Annotated in this window: 14 protein-coding genes; 1 reads left to right on the top strand and 13 read right to left on the bottom strand. The window is 66.6% G+C overall.

Going from position 1 to position 18,496, the window contains the following annotated elements; genetic code table 11:
* Nucleotides 1-4: 4 nt before the first annotated feature.
* The 6 genes from folC to BN2156_RS01740 form a co-directional block, all read right to left on the bottom strand.
* Nucleotides 5-1,411 carry a bifunctional tetrahydrofolate synthase/dihydrofolate synthase gene (gene folC / locus BN2156_RS01765; RefSeq protein WP_090515339.1) on the bottom strand — a complete coding sequence of 469 codons (1,407 nt, stop codon included), beginning with the start codon at nt 1,409-1,411 and terminating at the stop codon, nt 5-7.
* Nucleotides 1,412-1,418: 7 nt separating this feature from the next.
* On the bottom strand, nt 1,419-4,079 hold the full coding sequence (locus BN2156_RS01760; RefSeq protein WP_162490711.1) for a valine--tRNA ligase: 2,661 nt from the start codon (nt 4,077-4,079) through the stop codon (nt 1,419-1,421).
* Between the two features lie 99 nt (nt 4,080-4,178).
* Nucleotides 4,179-4,796 carry a DUF937 domain-containing protein gene (locus BN2156_RS01755; RefSeq protein ID WP_090509593.1) on the bottom strand — a complete coding sequence of 206 codons (618 nt, stop codon included), beginning with the start codon at nt 4,794-4,796 and terminating at the stop codon, nt 4,179-4,181.
* 115 nt (nt 4,797-4,911) lie between these two features.
* The gene (locus BN2156_RS01750; RefSeq protein WP_090509589.1) at nt 4,912-6,162 is read right to left on the bottom strand and encodes a saccharopine dehydrogenase family protein; all 1,251 of its coding nucleotides are present in this window, start codon (nt 6,160-6,162) and stop codon (nt 4,912-4,914) included.
* Nucleotides 6,163-6,172: 10 nt separating this feature from the next.
* Nucleotides 6,173-8,140, bottom strand: a complete 1,968-nt coding sequence (locus BN2156_RS01745) for a S9 family peptidase (protein WP_090509587.1) — start codon at nt 8,138-8,140, stop codon at nt 6,173-6,175.
* A 73-nt stretch (nt 8,141-8,213) separates the two neighbouring features.
* The gene (locus BN2156_RS01740; protein WP_090509584.1) at nt 8,214-8,825 is read right to left on the bottom strand and encodes a hypothetical protein; all 612 of its coding nucleotides are present in this window, start codon (nt 8,823-8,825) and stop codon (nt 8,214-8,216) included.
* A gap of 135 nt (nt 8,826-8,960) precedes the next feature.
* Between BN2156_RS01740 and BN2156_RS01735 the strand changes: the two genes are divergently transcribed.
* Nucleotides 8,961-10,109, top strand: a complete 1,149-nt coding sequence (locus tag BN2156_RS01735; protein ID WP_090509582.1) for an FAD-dependent oxidoreductase — start codon at nt 8,961-8,963, stop codon at nt 10,107-10,109.
* A 1-nt stretch (nt 10,110) separates the two neighbouring features.
* On the opposite strand, the gene BN2156_RS01730 is transcribed toward BN2156_RS01735, so the two are convergent.
* The 7 genes from BN2156_RS01730 to BN2156_RS01700 form a co-directional block, all read right to left on the bottom strand.
* On the bottom strand, nt 10,111-10,584 hold the full coding sequence (locus BN2156_RS01730) for a transglycosylase family protein (RefSeq protein ID WP_090509580.1): 474 nt from the start codon (nt 10,582-10,584) through the stop codon (nt 10,111-10,113).
* Nucleotides 10,585-10,818: 234 nt separating this feature from the next.
* Nucleotides 10,819-11,142 (bottom strand): transglycosylase family protein, encoded by a 324-nt coding sequence (locus BN2156_RS01725; protein WP_090509577.1) that lies wholly within the window; start codon nt 11,140-11,142, stop codon nt 10,819-10,821.
* A gap of 1,053 nt (nt 11,143-12,195) precedes the next feature.
* Nucleotides 12,196-12,759: a molybdenum cofactor guanylyltransferase gene (gene mobA / locus BN2156_RS01720; protein ID WP_090515337.1), complete on the bottom strand. Its 564-nt coding sequence runs from the start codon at nt 12,757-12,759 to the stop codon at nt 12,196-12,198.
* A 28-nt stretch (nt 12,760-12,787) separates the two neighbouring features.
* The gene (locus BN2156_RS01715; RefSeq protein ID WP_090509575.1) at nt 12,788-13,870 is read right to left on the bottom strand and encodes a 2-oxoacid:ferredoxin oxidoreductase subunit beta; all 1,083 of its coding nucleotides are present in this window, start codon (nt 13,868-13,870) and stop codon (nt 12,788-12,790) included.
* A complete protein-coding gene (locus BN2156_RS01710; RefSeq protein WP_090509570.1) occupies nt 13,867-15,813 on the bottom strand; it encodes a 2-oxoacid:acceptor oxidoreductase subunit alpha in 1,947 nt (648 codons plus the stop codon). The genes BN2156_RS01715 and BN2156_RS01710 overlap by 4 nt, the downstream gene beginning before the upstream one ends.
* A gap of 342 nt (nt 15,814-16,155) precedes the next feature.
* The gene (locus BN2156_RS01705) at nt 16,156-17,004 is read right to left on the bottom strand and encodes a PfkB family carbohydrate kinase (protein WP_090509567.1); all 849 of its coding nucleotides are present in this window, start codon (nt 17,002-17,004) and stop codon (nt 16,156-16,158) included.
* A 431-nt stretch (nt 17,005-17,435) separates the two neighbouring features.
* Nucleotides 17,436-18,440: a LacI family DNA-binding transcriptional regulator gene (locus tag BN2156_RS01700; protein ID WP_090509564.1), complete on the bottom strand. Its 1,005-nt coding sequence runs from the start codon at nt 18,438-18,440 to the stop codon at nt 17,436-17,438.
* Nucleotides 18,441-18,496 lie beyond the last annotated feature (56 nt).

Here is an 18,496-nt window from a genome sequence, read left to right as displayed (position 1 = left end):
TTGCTCACTGCGGGTCCCGTCCGAACAGGGTCCGGGCCGCCCCGGCGGTCACCACCGAACCGGTGATCACCATGCCGGCCCCGGACAGTCCTTCGTCTTCCCCGGATTCCTCGACCAGGGCGGTGGCGGTTTCGATGGCATCGGGCAGCGTCATGGCGGTGATCACCCGGTCCTGGCCGAACCGCTCTTCGGCCAGCGACGCCAACGACTCGACGTCCATTGCGCGGGGCGAACCGTTGTGGGTCACCACGATCTGATCGAACACGGGCTCCAGCGCGGTCAGGATGCCGCCCACGTCCTTGTCCCCCATTACCGATACCACCCCGACCAGGTACCGGAAATCGAATTCCTGCTGCAAGGTCAGCGCCAGCGCCGCCGCGCCGGCCGGATTGTGCGCTGCGTCGATGAAAACCGTTGGCGCACTTCGCATACGCTCCATACGGCCGGGGCTGCGTACGGCCGCGAAGCCGGCCTGGATGGCGTCGACATCGAGCTGGCGGTCCGCGCCCGCACCGAAGAACGCCTCCACCGCGGCCAGCGCGAGGACCGCGTTGTGGGCCTGATGCTCACCGTGCAGCGGCAGGAAGATGTCGGAGTACACACCGCCCAGACCTTGCAGTTCGAGCATCTGGCCGCCGACGGCGACCTGCCGACTGAGCACCGCGAACTCCGAGTCTTCACGGGCCACGGCCGCATCGGCGCGCACCGCCTCTTCGAGCAGCACCTCCATGGCCTCGGGAACCTGCTTACCGATGACCGCGACGGTGTCGGTCGGCACCAGGTCGTCGGGCTGCCGGGTGATGATGCCGGCCTTCTCCCCCGCGATGGCGGCGATCGTGTCACCGAGATAGTCGGTGTGGTCTATGCCGATCGGGGTGATCACCGCGATCGGGGCGTTGACGACGTTGGTGGCATCCCAGCGTCCGCCCATCCCGACCTCGATCACCGCCACGTCGATCGGCACGTCGGCGAACGCCGCGAAGGCCATCGCGGTCAGCACCTCGAACTTGCTCATCTTCGGACCGCCGGCCGCCTCGGACTGCTGGTCCACCAGTTGCACGAACGGTTCGATCTCGCGATAGGTCTCGACGTAATGGGCCGGCGTGATGGGCTTTCCGTCGATCGAGATGCGCTCCACCGCGGATTGCAGGTGCGGGCTGGTGGTGCGCCCCGTACGCCGGTGCAGCGCGGTAAGCAGTGCATCGATGATGCGGGCCACGGACGTCTTGCCGTTGGTCCCGGCGACGTGGATGGACGGGTAGGCCCGCTGCGGCGAGCCCAACAGCTCCAGCAGGGCGGCGATGCGCGCCGTGCTGGGATCCAGCTTGGTCTCGGGCCACCGTTGATCGAGCAGGTGCTCGACCTGCAGCAGCGCGGCGATCTCGTCCGGCGAAGGAATGGGGTCGGTCACCGGATCCTCATCGGGCCAGCCCGGCCAGGCGTGCGGTGATCCGCTCGACCTCTTCACCGGCCAATTGCTGACGGCCGCGGATCTTGTCGACGACGTTCTCGGGCGCCTTGGCCAGGAAGGCCTCGTTGCCGAGCTTGGCCGTCGTGGTGGCCAGTTCCTTCTGCGCGGCGGAAAGGTCCTTCTCCAGCCGGCGGCGCTCGGCGGCGACGTCGACGGTGCTCGAGGTGTCCACCTCGACCAGCACCGTGGCCTGGGTCAGGCGCACCTCGACCGAGGCCGAGGGGGTGAACCCATCACCGGCATCGGTCAGCCAGGCCAGCGCGGTGACCGCGGGCAGCTGCTCGGTCAGACCGGCTTCGGCGATCGCCGACAGCCGGGCCGGAACCCGCTGCCGGTCGGCCAGACCCTGATCGCTGCGGAAGCGGCGCACCTCGGTGATCAGCTTCTGCATGTCGGCAATGTGTTGCGCCGCAACCGAATCGAGTGCAATTCCGGACGCCTGCGGCCACGGTGCGATGACGATCGACTCGCCGTCGGTGAGCGCCTTCCACAGTGTCTCGGTGACGAATGGCATGACCGGGTGCAGCAGCTTGAGCAGTGCGTCGAGCACGAAGGCCAGCACCCCAGTCGTGTGAGCGGTGTGGACCTCTTGTCCCAGCTGCACCTTGGCCAATTCCACGTACCAGTCGCAGAACTCGTCCCAGGCGAAGTGGTACAGCGACTCGCAGGCGCGGCTGAACTCGTAGCTGTCCAGCGCCGCGTCCACCTCGGCGCGAACCTCTTCGAGGCGTCCGAGGATCCAGCGGTCGGCATCGGTCAGGTCGGCGACCGCCGGGAGTTCGGCGGGAGCCGCCCCGTTCATCAACGCGAAGCGGGTCGCGTTGAACAGCTTGGTGGCGAAGTTGCGGGAGGCCCTGGCGTGATCCTCACCGATGGACAGATCACCGCCGGGGCTGGCGCCGCGGGCCAGGGTGAAACGGAGCGCGTCGGCGCCGAACTTCTCCACCCAGTCCAGCGGATCGATGCCGTTGCCGCGCGACTTGCTCATCTTGCGGCCGAACTCGTCGCGGATCAGGCCGTGCAGGAAGACGTTCTCGAACGGCACCTGCGGGCCACGCCGGCCATCGAACGTGATGGCCGGATCATCGCCGACGAAGGTGCCGAACATCATCATCCGAGCCACCCAGAAGAACAGGATGTCGTAGCCGGTGACGAGCACCGACGTCGGATAGAACTTGGCCAGATCCGGGGTGTGGTCGGGCCAGCCCATGGTGGAGAACGGCCACAGCGCCGAGGAGAACCAGGTGTCGAGTACGTCCGCGTCCTGCTCCCAGCCCTCCGGCGGGGTCTCGTCGGGGCCGACACACACGGTCTCGCCGTTGGGGCCGTGCCAGATCGGGATCCGGTGGCCCCACCACAGCTGACGGGAGATGCACCAGTCGTGCATGTTGTCCACCCACGCGAACCACCGCGGCTCCAGGCTCGGCGGGTGAATCACGGTGTCACCGTTGCGCACCGCATCGCCGGCAGCCTTGGCCAGGCCGTCCACCTTGACCCACCATTGCAGGGACAGCCGCGGTTCGATGGGCTCGCCGCTGCGCTCGGAGTGCCCCACACTGTGCAGGTACGGCCGCTTCTCGGCGACGATTCGGCCCTGTTCGGCCAGCGCCTCCCGGACCTTGACCCGGGCCTCGAACCGGTCCATACCGTCGAATTGCGTTCCGGTGTCGGCGATCCGGCCCTTGGCATCCATGATCGTCGGCATCGGCAGCTGGTGGCGCAGGCCGATCTCGAAGTCGTTGGGGTCGTGCGCGGGGGTGACTTTGACTGCGCCGGTACCGAACTCGGGATCGACGTGGGTGTCGGCGACGATGATCATCTCGTGTTCGACGAAGGGGTGCGGCAGGGTCTTGCCGACCAGGTGGCGGTAACGCTCGTCGTCGGGGTGCACTGCGATCGCGGTGTCACCGAGCATGGTCTCCACACGGGTGGTGGCCACGATGATGTGGGGCTCGTCGTCGTTCATCGAGCCGTAGCGGAATGACACCAGCTCGCCCTCGACGTCCTCGTACTTCACCTCGAGGTCGCTGATCGCGGTCTCCAGCACCGGTGACCAGTTGACCAGCCGCTCGGCCTGGTAGATCAGCCCGGCATCGAAGAGCCGCTTGAAGATGGTGCGCACCGCCCGCGACAGGCCCTCGTCCATGGTGAAGCGGTCGCGGCTCCAGTCCACGCCGTCACCGAGGCGGCGCATCTGCCCGCCGATGGTGCCGCCGGACTCGTGCTTCCAGTCCCACACCTTCTCGACGAACAGCTCGCGCCCGAAGTCTTCCTTGGTCTTGCCGTCGGCGGTGAGCTGCTTCTCCACCACGGTCTGGGTGGCGATGCCGGCGTGGTCCATGCCGGGCAGCCACAGCACCTCATATCCCTGCATGCGCTTGCGCCGGGTCAGGGCGTCCATCAGGGTGTGGTCGAGGGCGTGGCCCATGTGCAGGCTGCCGGTCACGTTGGGCGGCGGCAGCACGATCGAGTACGGCGGCTTTTCGCTGGCCGAATCGGCGGTGAAGTAGCCGGCATCCACCCAGCCCTGGTAAAGGTCAGCTTCTACCGCGGCCGGATCCCAGGATTTGGGGAGGGCATCGGCACGATTGTCAGGGGTGGGGGTCACCGAGCCATTCTAAGAAGGACGTGCCCGGATACGCGAAAGCCCCCGATGCCCGGTGCGTTCGCTGGGCGTCGGAGGCTTTCGAGCCTGCTTGTGGGTGAGCTACTTCTTGCCGCCGAGCAGGCCACCGAGGATCTCACCGATGGCGTTGCCCTGGCCGCCACCACCGCCGAGGACGCTGCCGAGAATGCTGCCCAGCGGGTTGTTCGCGGCAGCACCGCCACCGGTCGCGCCACCCAGGATGCTGCCCAGGATGTCCCCGAGCCCGCCGCCGGAGGCCTGGGGCTGCGGTGCCGACTCGGCGGGCGCGTTCTTCTGAGCGAACTGCTTGCCGATGTAGGCCAGCACGATCGGCGCCAGGATCGGCAGCAGCTGCTTGATCAGGCTGCTGCCGCCGGCACCGGTCCCGGCCAGCGCCGACGCGACCTGGCCGCTGTCGTTACCGCCGAAGATCTTCGACACGATCTGGTCACCTTGCTGCGCGTCGACCTGGTCGACGCTGACACCGCCGTCGAGCAGGCCGCTGACGCCCTGTGCGGTGACCGCCGACTCGAGGTCGCTGGAGTCGATGTTGTCAGCTTGTACGTTCTCGGCCACGCCGCCGACCAGAGCCGGAACCAGGGTCTTGATGGCAGCGTTCACCTCGCCTTCATCCGCGCCGAGCTTGTTTGCGATATCTGCTACGGGGATCTGAGCGAAAAGTTCGTCGAGACCGGCCATTGTTCATCCCATCTTCGTTGCTGGCGTACTGAAAGTCCTCGGCACCGACACTAGTCGAATCTGATCTTGTCCCACAGGTGTTCGACGCACGCCGATCCGTTCGTGTTGCGCCAGCTCAGCTCAGGGCGGAGGTTTCCAGCGACACCCCGGCGGCCGGTAGCCGGGTGAGCAGGACATCGCCCATCGCGGCCACCGGTGTCAGCACGCCGCGCCGCTCTGACAGCGCCTCACGGTCGGTTGCCAGCGCCAGCCCGCACTCGCCGAGCAGCACCGCGGTCGACTTGTACCCGGGATCGCCTTGCTGGGCCATGCTTGTCATGTACCGGGCGCCCGATGTCGTCGTGGTGTAGGTCTCGACGCGGTAGTGGCCCCGCTCCCGCGCCCGCTCGCTGGGACCGGTGCCCGGCTTGGGAACCACTTTCTCGACGAGGCCGCCGGGCAGCCGGTTGAAGTAGCGGCCGCCCACACCGAGGGTGAAGGCGTTGGCCCCGGTGACCGCCGCCGCGGCCAGCGGGGCGGCCAGTGAGCGGCCCACGCTCATCTGCTCGGCGTACTCGAAGCGGCGTCCGTAGGCATAACCCAGTAGTGCATTGCTGCGCCGCACAATTCGCGTGTTCGGGGCGGCCATGGCGAATGCGCCGGTCCAGTAGCCGGCCAGCTCGGGAGCGATCTCACTACCGCGCCGCCACCGCACGTCGGGCTGAGCGCCGAGTTCGGGCTCGGCCCCGCGGTCCGGGCTCAGCGTGTACGGGTCGTTCATCAACGCCCGGGCCTCCGGATCCGACGAAAGCGTGTCGAGCAACTCCAGCATCGAGGCCACGGTGCCGCCGGATACGCCGCCGGCGAAACTGCGCACCACCAGGTTGGTGTCACCGAGCTCGCCTGCGCCGTCGGCGAGGGCCCGCTGATACAGCGCATACACCGTGAGATCGGATGGCACCGAATCGAATCCGCACGAGTGCACGATCCGGGCCCCGGTGTCGATCGCCTGCTTGTGGTGCAGGTCGATGCTGTCGCGGATGAACGTGGTCTCACCGGTGAGGTCGGCGTAGTCGGTGCCAGCCGCGGCGCACGCCGCCACCAGCGGCATGCCGTACCGGGCGTAGGGACCCACGGTCGTCACCACCACCTGGGTGCGCGCGGCCATCGCATCGAGAGAGGCCTGGGCGGTGGCGTCCGCGGTGATCAGCGGCCACGACAGTGCGCCGGGCCCGAGACCGTCACGGATCGCGCGCAACCGCTCCTCGGAACGACCGGCCAGGGCGATCCGGGCCGATCCCCCGGCCTTGGCCAGGTATTCGGCAGTCAGTTTTCCGGCGAAACCCGTGGCGCCGTACAGCACCAGATCAAACTCACGCTGCGTCACGATCTCGACGCTACCCGAGCAGTTCGGGCAACTGCACCGCTTCGCCACGCAGGTGCTCGCCCAGGAATGCGGTCACCACCTGATACCAGATCTTGGCGTGTTGCGGCGACAGCACCCAGTGGTTCTCCGTGGGGTAGTACAGGAACCGGTGCGGGCTTTCACCGTTCTCGTCGGCGGGCAACCCGGAGTGGGTGAGCAGCTCGTACCACAGCCGCAGCGCCTCGCCAATCGGTACGCGATAGTCCTTGTCGCCGTGGATGACCAGCATCGGAGTGGTGATGTCACCGACGGACAGATGCGGCGAATTGCGCTGAGCCATCTCGGCTGTCATCTCCCGGGCCCACCAGTACGCACCGTCGGTGGTGGGGCCGAACTGATCCAGTGCCCACAGGCTGGCATGCGTGACGATGGCGTCGAATCGGTCCGTGTGCCCGGCGATCCAATTGGCCATATATCCCCCGAACGAGCCGCCCATCGCGGCGGTGCGCGCCGCGTCGACCCGAGGGTGTGCGCACGCGGCGTCCGTCGCCGCCATCAGGTCGGTGTAGGGGTCGCCGCCCCAGTCGCCCCAGCCGCGGGCGATGAAGTCCTGGCCGTAGCCGGTGGACAGGCCTGGATCGGGCATCAGCACCGCGTAGCCCTGTGCGGTGAGCAGCCACGGATTCCACCGCCAGTGCCAGCTGTTCCAGCTGCCCAACGGTCCGCCGTGAATCCACAGCACCAGCGGGGCCGGCTCGTCGCCGTCGGGCAGGGTCAGCCAGGACCGGATCGGCGTGCCGTCGGCGGCGGTCGCGATCACCTCCGTCACGGTGCCGGGCAGCTCGGGCGCTTCGAGACACGGCAACGCGGTCACGGTGCCGCCCTCGTCGATGCGGACCGGGTGCGGCGGCACGGCATACGAGCTGCGCAACGCATAGATCACCCGCCCGGGCGCGGGCCGTACGTCGGTGTAGGTGAAGTCGTCGTGGGTGAGCCGGGTGACCGCACCGTACACCGGGTCGACGGAGAAGATCGGGCCACGGCCGCCGTCGTCGGCCGTGACGATCAGCGCCGACGAATCCGACGTCCAGGCCACCGACGACGGCCAGCGATCCCAGTCGCCGGTCAACTCAATCGGGTCTTGGCCGAACCGCATGCAGCACAACGTGATCCGCGGCGGCGAGTTCGGGGTGGAATGAGTCTCCCTGGTGAAGGCCACGGCGCTGCCGTCCGGCGCGATCGCCGGATGCTCCAGGTCCGCCCCGGGTTCCTCGGCAATCGTGGTGCGCTCGCCGGTGGCCCGGTCGATACGCACCAGCACCAAGCGGACCGCCGCGCCCGGCCCGGAGATCCGCCAGGACGTCACCACGAAGTCGCCGTCGCCGCTGAGGTCGAATGACGTCTCGCGCAACGCCGCACCAGGCTCGGCAGTCAGATTCTGGCGCCCGTCGGCATCGAACAGGTGGGGCTGGTCGGGCCCGAGATCATGGTCCCAGTGCCGGACCGGATAGCCGGTGTGCAGGATCGCTGAGACCTTGCTCTCCTTGCGTGCGTCACGCCGTGTCTTGTCATCGTCGACATCGGCCGACGACGGAAGCAATGCCGCGGCCACCACGGTGGCGTCGGCGGCCCGGGCGCTCACCGCACCTGCCACGCCGCCGGGCATCGTCAGCATCTCGAAAGCCTCTCCGCCGGTGGCGGGGAGGCGCCACAGGGCCGCGGGCGGTTTGTCCTCGTCCGCTCCGGGACGGACCGCGAGAAACAACACGTCGCCCCCGGCGGTGAACACCGGCGCGGACTCGCCCTTGACGCCATGCGTCAGCCGGCGTGCGGGTTCGATGCCGGCGGGATCCAACTCCCATATCGCGCTGAGGAATTCGGTGTGCTTGTCGTTGAGCGTACTCACGGTCGTGACCACCCTGGAACCATCGGGCGACACCGCTAGACCTGACACCCGGGGCAAGGCGAGGTAGTCGTCGAGATCGTCAAACACCGTCATGCCCCCACCGTAACGGCGCGGCCCCGCACCGAACTTCGGTGCGGGGCCGCCGTCGATGCGCTGGACCGGTGGCTCAGACGACCTCGGTCACCTTTCCGGCGACGTCGGCGCGCACCTGCTTGCTGCTGCGCTCGCCTTGGACGTTGATGAAGATGACCACGTTCTCCTCGAACGGGATGTTGCGCTTGATGCTCACCGTCTGGACCTTGCCGTCAGGGATTTCACTGGCCGCCACGGCGCCGTCGATCGCCGCGACGATCGCGTTGGTGGGCACGTCGGACGTGGCGAAAAGATTCTGCTGCAGCGCCTCGGTGTCGTCGTCGTAGTCGATCGGACGAGAGGGGGCAACCGCGCCTGAGGTGTAGCTCCACTCATTGAGCTCGGTCGGGGCGTTCGGGTTGATGGCCTCGACCTTCAGGACGCCCGGCGTGATGACGACGTCGACGACCTGCATCGGGTTGGCGCCGACCTTCTCGGCGATCGCCGCATAGGCATTGTCGATGCCCTCGGCCGTGAACAGGTTGCCCGACACCGCTTCGGTGATCTTCTCGGTACCCGATTCGACGACCTTCTCGGCCGCGCCGGCAGCCGCGTCCCTGATCTCGGTCACCTTCGAGCAGCCGCTCAACGCAGAGGCGGCAATCAATGTGGCGCCGAGCGCGATACCGAGGCGGGTGAGTTTCATCGGGTCCTCTCAAAGTGTTCTGGCCCGGCACTTTCGGCACGGGAACCTGTACAGAGACTGTGCAGACGCTGGAAGGCTACCGATCCCAACTCCGTTGGTGGTGAGCCACCTCACCTGACCCGTTAGATTCGACCGATGGCACAGTCCGTCCTGGTCGTCGGTGCAGGGATCACCGGCCTGGCCACCGCAGTCGCCTTGCAGCAGCAGGGATATGAGGTCACCGTCCTCGAGGCTCGCGCCGACACGACCACCGGGGCAGGCATCAGCATCTGGCCCAACGCCCTGGCCGCGCTCGACGAGATCGGGCTCGGTGATGCGGTGCGCGGGTCCGGTGGGCGCGTCAGCGCAGGCGCGTTGCGCTGGCACGACGGCACCTGGCTGCGTCGCCCGGCGGCCGACCGGATGATCCGGGCACTGGGTGAACCGTTGGTGGTGATTCACCGCACGGCGTTGACCGAGATCCTCACCGCGGCCGCGCACCCGGGCACTGTCGAGTACGGGGTGGGCGTGCAGGCACTCGATGTTCACGACGGCGTGGTGAACGTGCGGTTGTCGGACGGATCCGTGCGAGAGGCCAACGCGCTCGTCGGCGCCGACGGAGTGGACTCCGTGGTGGCTCGCCACCTCAACGGCCCGCTGCAACGGCGCTACGCGGGATATACAGCCTGGCGCGGAATTGCCGACTGCACCATCGACCCCGAACTCTCCGGCGAGACCATGGCGGCCGGGATGGAAGCCGGCCATGTGCCCCTCGGCCCCGATCAGACCTACTGGTTCGCCACCCAACGCGCACCGCGAGGACACACCAGCAACGGCGGCGAGCTGAATCACCTGCAGCAGATCTTCGGCACCTGGGCTGACCCTATCCCCACGGTGCTCGCCGCGACCGATCCCGAACAGGTGCTTCGCAACGACCTCTACGACCGCGCCCCGGCCCGACGCTGGGCGCGGGGACCGGTGGTGATCGCCGGGGATGCCGCGCATCCGATGCGCCCACATTTGGGCCAGGGCGGCTGCCAAGGATTGGAGGACGCCGCCACGCTCGCCGGTCTCGCGCGTCGGGAGCCGGATCTGCCGACGGCGTTCGCCCGGTTCGCGGCCCTGCGACGAAGGCGGGTCATGGCGATCGTGCGGGAGTCACAGCTGATCGGCCGCGTGATGAACCTGCGCCCGTCCGCGCTGAGCGCCGCAGCTGCCCGGGCAACCGTTCTCGTGCCCGAATACGTGCTGACCCGGCACCTGGCCTCGATCGCCGCTCGCGGGGCGTTCACTCCCGTGCGCTGATTCAGCGCGGGACGCCGAAGGTACCCAGTGGGTCGAGGAACGTCGTGCAGATCCGGCGCAGGTCGAAAATGCCCAGGACGGCACCGGGACGCACGGCCTGGCAGCCCGTCGGTGCGCTGGGCGTCGCCCAGCCGATCGGCGTGCCACCGCGGACGCCGCACTTGGGCCACGCCCCGATCCCCTGGCTGGCCAGGACGTTCTCGGCCACCCTGATCTGCTCTTCACGGGAGGCGGAAGCCGGTGACCCGATGCCGCCGTGCGAGGCCCAGGTGGCGGGCTTGAACTGCAGACCGCCGTAGTGCCCGTTGCCGGTATCGGTGGACCAGTTGCCGCCCGATTCACACTCGGCGATCGCGTCCCAGTTCACCGTGTCCGCTCCGGCGGTAGCAGTGGCAGCGAACAGAGGCGCCAGCATGAAGCCCGCTGATGCGGCACTGATCCAGAAAGCCCTGGTAAACGCCCTTCGTTTGGTCATCTCACGGCCCTTCCCCGACCTTTGACACCAGGACCGCTGCAGATGACGATCACATTCGTGCAACTGTGCGGTCACCAATGGGTTCGTGTGACGAAGGTCACGCGTTACAGAGGGGGCTGAAGTTTTTTTCGAGGTTGTCGAGGCTGGAGTAACCGGAGGGCTTTCTGATGAAACAGAAGCGGTGCCGGGCAACTGCCCGGCACCGCTCCGTATCAAGTTGTCAGTAGCGCCGTACTAGCCGCGCTTGCCGCACACCGGCCAGGCACCGATGCCCTGGGTGCGCAGCACGTTCTCGGCGACCCGGATCTGCTCCGCGCGCGAGGCGTGATGCGGCGAGCCCGAGCCGCCGTTGGAGCGCCAGGTGCCCATCGTGAACTGCAGGCCACCGTAGTAGCCGTTACCGGTGTTGATCGCCCAGTTGCCACCCGACTCACAGGCGGCGACGGCGTCCCAGTTGACGCTGTCCGCATTGGCGGTACCGGCACCCAGTGCCACGGGAGCGACAGCCAGCGCTCCGGCGATGATGCCCAGCCCAAACGTCTTGCGGATGTTCTTCACTTCATTCCTCTCGCCAAGCGCGCGCCATCGGCACCCGCCCAGGCGGGTGCGGCAGCCTGAATCAGGCCGGAAGGGGTTGGTTCGCGCCGTCTCGGTCAGGCACGAAAGGGAGGGCCACAGTGCCCGGCCCGGGTCAGACCCAGGCCCCCGCATCGGGCGTAATCGCCACCGCGGCCCCACTCACACGCAGGTTCTTGGTGTTGAAATTATTTGCTCCCTGTCGGAGACGCTTTGGACCGTACAAAGGTCTCGGAGAGAAGTCATATCGATCTAGAAGCGATAGCGGAAAGATCACGGACAGATAACGGGCGGCTGAACGAAACGTTTGTGCAGGTCAACAGAGGACTGGGCGCCGTTATCGTTTCGTGATCGGCGTAAACAATACGTGAGCGAGATCACGCATTTTTTGTGAGCTGGCCCACTTGTTGCGGGTCCGACACCGGCGAAAAACGCCGTCCTCGGCGACAAAAACCCAGGTAGATGCCATCGGCGAGTGTCATTGCGCGTTACCGCGCCCGAATCTGTTCGCTACCGCGCGCCAGTAGGCCGCGGCTCGAACACAGGTCAAAAATGCTGTCACACAACGCATATCGGTTCGCCGGTCAACATCCCCGAGCGCGTCCGGCAGGCGAACCGCCACGCCCAGAAGCAACGAAAAGCACTCAAAAAGGCGGCACCACAAGAGATTACGAGAGCCGCGGGAGAAGCGTCAGACGAGCTGGCCAACTCTCGCCGCGCGCCATCGGACTGCGGGGGCCCGACAAAGAGTGCGGTCAGCGTCGTTTGGTCGTGAATCATGCACCCTTGCGCTGCATCGCAGCGAATTGCTCGACACGTTGATACACCATGCCACACATCGAATTACCCTGAGCAGCAGCAGGTTCCGGCAGCAGCCGGGGAGCGGCCCCGGCTGACGTTTCCCCTATTCACCCGACTTCCGGGGCATCAAATAAGGGGAAGCGATCGTTTAATAATTGCGAATCGATAAATTGAGCTCAATTTCCGCAGTAATTCGCAATTTGCTGGGCTAAGCCGGGGTGAATTGGTCCACGCTCAGGCCAGATCGGCGGCGGTGTTGACATTGGTCAGTGCGCGCTGCGGTTCCATCACGATCCGCTGTGTGTCGACGGACTCGGCCAGCGCCCGCATGCTGCGCCGGCCGTCGTGGACCAGGGCGGCGATCTGATCGGCGAGCGTGCTCCGGTAGATCCCGGCCAGATAGTGATCTCGGCCGTCCCACGGCAGCACGATGTCGGCCGGGACCCGCTCGGCGGAGGCCGCCAGGGTGTCGATCAGGTCTGTAGACAGGTATGGCATGTCCACCGCGCAAACGAAGGCACGGTCCACACCGGCCTCGGCGACGGCACGCAGGCCACGACCGGTCGCGACCAGCGGCCCGACGCCGCGCACCTCATCCCGCAGAATCTCGGCGTCGAGGTCCGGAAGCGGCTGGCCGGGTGCGGCGATGACGAAAACCGGTGAACAGCGCTGGCTCACCGCGGCGACGACGCGTTCGACCATCGTCGCGCCGTCGAACGGCAGCGTCGCCTTGTCGCGCCCCATACGACGCGAAGCCCCGCCCGCCAGAACTACCGCGGCGAGCGGGGCTGTGCTCAGATCGTGTTGGCCGGTCTGCTCAGCGCAACTATTCGACGGTCCAGGTGTCTTTGCCACGCAGCAAGGATTGCAGAGCCGCGGTGTCGTGGGGCTTTGATTCGATCGCCGTGTTGACCTGTTGACGCGCGGCGTCGTCGTAGGTGGGCCGGCTGACCTTGCGGAAGATACCCATCACCATGTGGTCGAGGTTCTGCTCGCTCAACCGCGACAGCGCGAATGCATAAGCAGGATCGTCGATTTCGGCGTTGTGCACCACGATGTCGTCGGCAGCGACTTCGGCGGTCTTGGCGACCTCCAGGCCGTACCCGGACTTGACGACGCAGTACTCGCCATCGGTACCGAACTTGATCGGCTCACCGTGGCTGACGTTGATCAGCCGCTCCTCGGCGCCTTCCTTGCGCAACGCGTCGAACGATCCGTCGTTGAAGATCGGGCAGTCCTGCATGATCTCCACCAGCGCGGCCCCGCGGTGCTCGGCGGCACCGCGCAGCACCTCGGACAGGCCCTTGCGGTCCGAGTCCAGGGCGCGGCCGACGAACGTCGCCTCGGCACCCAGCGCCAATGACACCGGGTTGAACGGGTAGTCCAGCGATCCCATCGGGGTCGACTTGGTGACCTTGCCGACCTCGGAGGTGGGCGAGTACTGGCCCTTGGTCAAGCCGTAGATCCGGTTGTTGAACAGCAGGATCGTGATGTTGACGTTGCGACGCAGCGCGTGGATCAGGTGGTTGCCACCGATCGACAGCGAGTCACCGTCACCGGTGACGACCCACACCGACAGATCCGGACGGGCCAGCGCCAGACCGGTGGCGATGGTCGGGGCACGACCGTGGATCGAGTGGAAACCGTAGGTCTCCAGGTAGTACGGGAACCGGCTGGAGCAGCCGATGCCACTGATGAACGCGATGTTCTCGCGCTTGAGACCCAACTCCGGCAGGAAGTTGCGGATGGTGTTGAGGATGACGTAGTCACCGCAACCCGGGCACCAGCGGACCTCCTGGTCGCTGGTGAAATCCTTGCCCTTCTGAGGCTGGTCGGTGGTGGGCACCAGAGCGTTCTTGCTGAGCGCCCCTTCGGTCAAGCCCAGATCCGTCCCGATCAAGTCAGTCATGCGCTCGCTCCCACACCGCTCGCCTCAACCTCGATGGTGGCCGCCGCCAACCGGGCGAACTTGGCCTTGTCGTTTTCCTTCTCACCCAGCGTGCCATCCAGCGCCGCATCGATGATGCCCTCGACCTCGTCGGCGAGGAAGGCCATGCCCTCCACCTTGGTCACCGACTGGACGTCGACCAGGTACTTGCCGCGCAGCAGCAGCGCGAGCTGGCCCAGGTTCATCTCCGGCACCACGACGTTCGGGTAGCGGCGGAGCACCTCCCCGAGGTTGGCCGGGAAGGGGTTGAGGTGACGCAGATGTGCCTGGGCCACCTTGATGCCCTTGCGGCGGGCCCGCCGGCACGCCTCGCCGATCGGTCCGTAGCTGCTGCCCCATCCGAGCATGAGCAGTTCGGCATCGCCGGTGGGGTCGTCGACCTCAAGATCCGGCACGGTGATGCCGCCGATCTTCTCCTGGCGCAGCCGCACCATGAGGTCGTGGTTCTTGGGCTCGTACGAGATGTTGCCCGAACCGTTGGCGGCTTCGAGGCCGCCGATCCGGTGCTCCAGTCCCGGGGTTCCGGGCACCGCGAACTGGCGGGCCAGGGTCTCGGGATCACGCGCGTAGGGAGCGAAGGGCTCGCCCGACTTGGCGAACTTGTGCTCGATCGGCGGGTAGGTGCTGATGTCCGGGATCTGCCAGGGCTCAGAGCCGTTGGCGACCGCGCCGTCGGACAGGATGATGACCGGGGTGTGGTAGTCGACCGCGATGCGCGAGGCCTCCACCGCGATGTCGAAGCAATCCGACGGCGACTTCGGGGCCAGGACCGCGACCGGCGACTCGCCGTTGCGACCGAACAGCGCCTGCAGCAGGTCGGCCTGCTCGGTCTTGGTCGGCAGACCCGTCGACGGGCCACCACGCTGGACATCGATGATGATCAGCGGCAACTCGGTCATCACAGCCAGGCCGATCGCCTCGGACTTGAGCGAGACACCCGGACCCGAGGTGCTGGTGACGCCGAGCGCGCCACCATAGGAGGCGCCGATGGCTGCACCGATGCCGGCGATCTCGTCCTCGGCCTGGAAGGTCAGCACGTTGAAGTTCTTGTGCTTGGACAGTTCGTGGAGGATGTCCGACGCCGGGGTGATCGGGTAGGTGCCCAGCACCACCTGGATCTGGGCCAGGTGACCGGCGGCCACGATGCCGTAGGCCAGTGCGGTGTTACCCGAGATCTGCCGGTATTCACCGGACTTCAGCTTGGCGGGCGACACCTCATAGGTCGTGGCGAACGCCTCGGTGGTCTCGCCGTAGTTCCAGCCGGCCTTCAGGGCCAGGACGTTGGCCTCGGCCACGTCAGGCTTGCGGGCGAACTTCTCCCGGATGAAGGCCTCGCTGTGCTCGAGCTCGCGGCCGTACATCCACGACAGCAGGCCGAGGGCGAACATGTTCTTGGCGCGCTGGCCGTCCTTCTTGGTGGCGCCGATCGCCTCGACGGCACCAAGGGTCAGGGTCGTCATCGCGACGGAGGTCACCACGTAGTCCGACAACGTGTCATCCTCTAGCGGATTGTTGTCGTATCCGACCTTGGCGAGGTTGCGCTTGGTGAACTCATCGGAGTTGGCGATGATCAGGCCGCCGCGAGGCAGGTCCGAGACGTTGGCCTTGAGCGCGGCGGGGTTCATCGCGACGAGCACGTCGGGACGGTCACCGGCGGTGAGGATGTCGTAGTCGGCGATCTGGATCTGGAACGACGACACACCGGGCAGGGTGCCCTGTGGCGCGCGGATCTCAGCCGGGTAATTGGGCTGGGTCGCAAGATCGTTGCCGAACAGTGCAGCTTCAGAAGTGAAGCGGTCACCGGTCAGCTGCATACCGTCGCCGGAGTCGCCGGCGAAGCGGATGACGACCTTCTCGAGCTTCTGCCGCGGCGCGGCGCCATTGCCGTTGCCGTTCTCACCCACGGCTACCGCCTTTCACACGTTCTTTGACCACGTCTTTTCTGGCCGCCGTCACGTGACGTGCCGCCGGATCAGACGTCCACCGAATTTTGATGTCACTACCAGTACCGATTATTGCACTGCTCTTAGGCTCCGCTTCACCGCGTTGTCCCCCGACACGCGGGTAGGTTCACGGCGAAGACGCTGTTCGTAGGCGTGAAGAAGCTCGTTTTGAGACAAAACTGTGGTTTTCGTCACGTTGAGGAGAATGTCATTCTCTAAGGAAAGGGCTACTGGCCGGTAGCTGACTGCTAGCACTGGCAAGCACGAACTTGACACCTGTCGAGTTTAGCGGTCGACCTGCGGCTACGCCCGCTCGGGTGCCCCGGTGTGAATCCGCTTGTCCAACTCCCTGGCCACCAGTTCGCTTGCCGACTCCGCGGCTCGCTGCGGATCGTGACCGGCCGCGCGGTGCGCGACATAGCAAGCGGTGAACATGTCCCCCGCTCCCGTGGTCTGGACATCGAGGACCCGCCAGGCCGCCGGGACCCGTTGCACCGCCCCCTCGATATAGATGTCACAGCCCTCCGAGCCGTAAGTCACCAGGATCTCCTCGACGCCGAGACGCTCCGCGGTCGACGCGTCGAACGGGCCGTCGGCGATGATCACCGCCTCGTCCTCGGCAATCTTCAGGATGTCGATGTCGGCCAGCAGGTCCGCGGGAAAGTGACGATCCTCGACCAACGGTCCCAATCGGTCGGCCCGCACCAGGCCCTGCCCGTCGTAGGCGACGCGGTGACCACGCGCCGACAGCGCAGCCAGCGTGTCGGCCGGAAAATCGGTACGCAGCAGCGGAGCCAGGTGCACCCACGTCGTCATGGGATCGGCGAGTTCGATGTCCTCGGCGGTCCACATCGGGCCGATGGCCTGCACACCCATATGTCGGTGATCGGTGTCGTCATAGTCGAGGCGAAACGAGCTCGTGGATTCCGACCGCAGGATCTGCACGATTGACCCGAACCGGGCGCGCAGCCCGTCGAACAGGGCGTGATCACGTTCGGCACCCATCGCGACGATCCGGCCGGCCCCGCCGGCCGCCTGCAACGCAACTCCGGCGAACGATGCACATCCGCCAGGGCTCGGCGGCGCCCCGTTGATGATGTCGATCGCGAGGTTGCCGAGCACGGTGACCCCAGGGACTAACTCACGTGACATGGATGAAGTGTCCCGGTCCGGACGATCGCCACGCTCTTCGACCCTGCCCCGTCCGCGAGCCGAGATATAAATGTGATCCAAATCACGTCGAGCCATGTGGAATGCCCGGCTCCCAATTCGCCTTCACAACACATAGATAGATAGCCAATGTTGTGACGAAGGGCCTTGCGAGATGCACCTGGATTCGAAAACGAAACTTCTTCTCTGTACCGCCGGTTCGGCAGCCGCCGCCCTCCTCGTAGTCCTGGGGCTGCAGGCCAACCAGGTCCACAGCACACCCGAAATGTCCGTTCCCACAGCCCAAACCACGATGCAGTTCGGCGAAACCGTGACGCAGTCCGCACCGCCATCACAGCCCGACACACCAGCCGCCACTCCGCCGGTCAAGGCACAACCGGCCCCTACCGCTGAGCCGGGCTAACCCGCAACGCTCATACCGGCAGGTTGTACGGCGTAATCACCTGAATAGGTACGGGGCGCACCGGTTCACCTGGCAGCGCACCGTGCTGCTGCAGGATCAACCGCATGGCCAGCCGCGCATCGGCACGCAGGTCGTTGTGCAGCACCACCGAAATCCTGCCCTCGCGCAGGAGTCTGCGGTTGTCCACGTCGAGATCATGGGCGACAAAGACCCGGCACTGCCGCCCGAGCTTTTCGAATGCCGCCACCGTGGCCGCGTTGCCGCCGCCGGGTGAATAGACCGCCTCCACCGTCGGGTGACGTTTCAGCGCCTCGAGCACCAGCCGTTCGTTGGTCGCGTCGATGCCGTCGCTGTCGGTGACCTCGACGACCTCCCGTCCGGAACCGCGCAAACCTGACCGGAATCCCACCTCGCGTTCGCCCTCACCGCGAAACACCGTGCGGCTCAGGGTGATCAACACAGCGGATGGGGCGGGACCGAGCCACTGCTCGATCAGATAGGCCGCGGTGGCGCCGGCTCCGTGGTTGTCGATGCCGACGTATGCGCTGCGGGCGCTGGTGGGAATGTCGGTCGTGTAGGTCACCACCGGGACACCGGCGGCCACAAGGTGGTCGACGGCCTCGGCCACCTCTGGTTCGTCGGCCGCCTTGAGCACCACCCCGTGACTGCTGCGAATGCCGGCCAGGGTGCCCACCATCTTGGCGGTCGAGCCGGATTCCCAGAGGTGGAAGCGGGCCCGCAACATGGCCGGGGCGAACGTGGGCAACTCGGCCTCGACGGCAGCGCGAAACGCATCGGAGAACCGCTGGGGCGTCTGCATGACCACGTCGATCAGATAGCGACGACCGTTGAGCCGCAGTTGCGCTCGCTGCTTGTCCAGATCGGCAATCGCTTGGCGCACTTCGGCCCGGGTGTTCTCGCGAACGCCCGGGCGGTCATTGAGGACCCGGTCCACTGTGGCCTCGCTCAAACCGCACTGCTGAGCGATCTCCCGGACCTTGTATCGGTGCGCCACTGACGACCTCCGCGCCGTGCTGATGGTTTTTTGATGGCTTTTTGCCGTTGATTGTG

Origin of the sequence: Mycolicibacterium neworleansense (assembly GCF_001245615.1) — a bacterium.
In the GTDB taxonomy this organism is placed as follows: Bacteria; Actinomycetota; Actinomycetes; order Mycobacteriales; family Mycobacteriaceae; genus Mycobacterium; species Mycobacterium neworleansense.
Note: the sequence above shows the minus strand (reverse complement) of the source record. Positions and strands in the feature narration are given on the sequence as shown.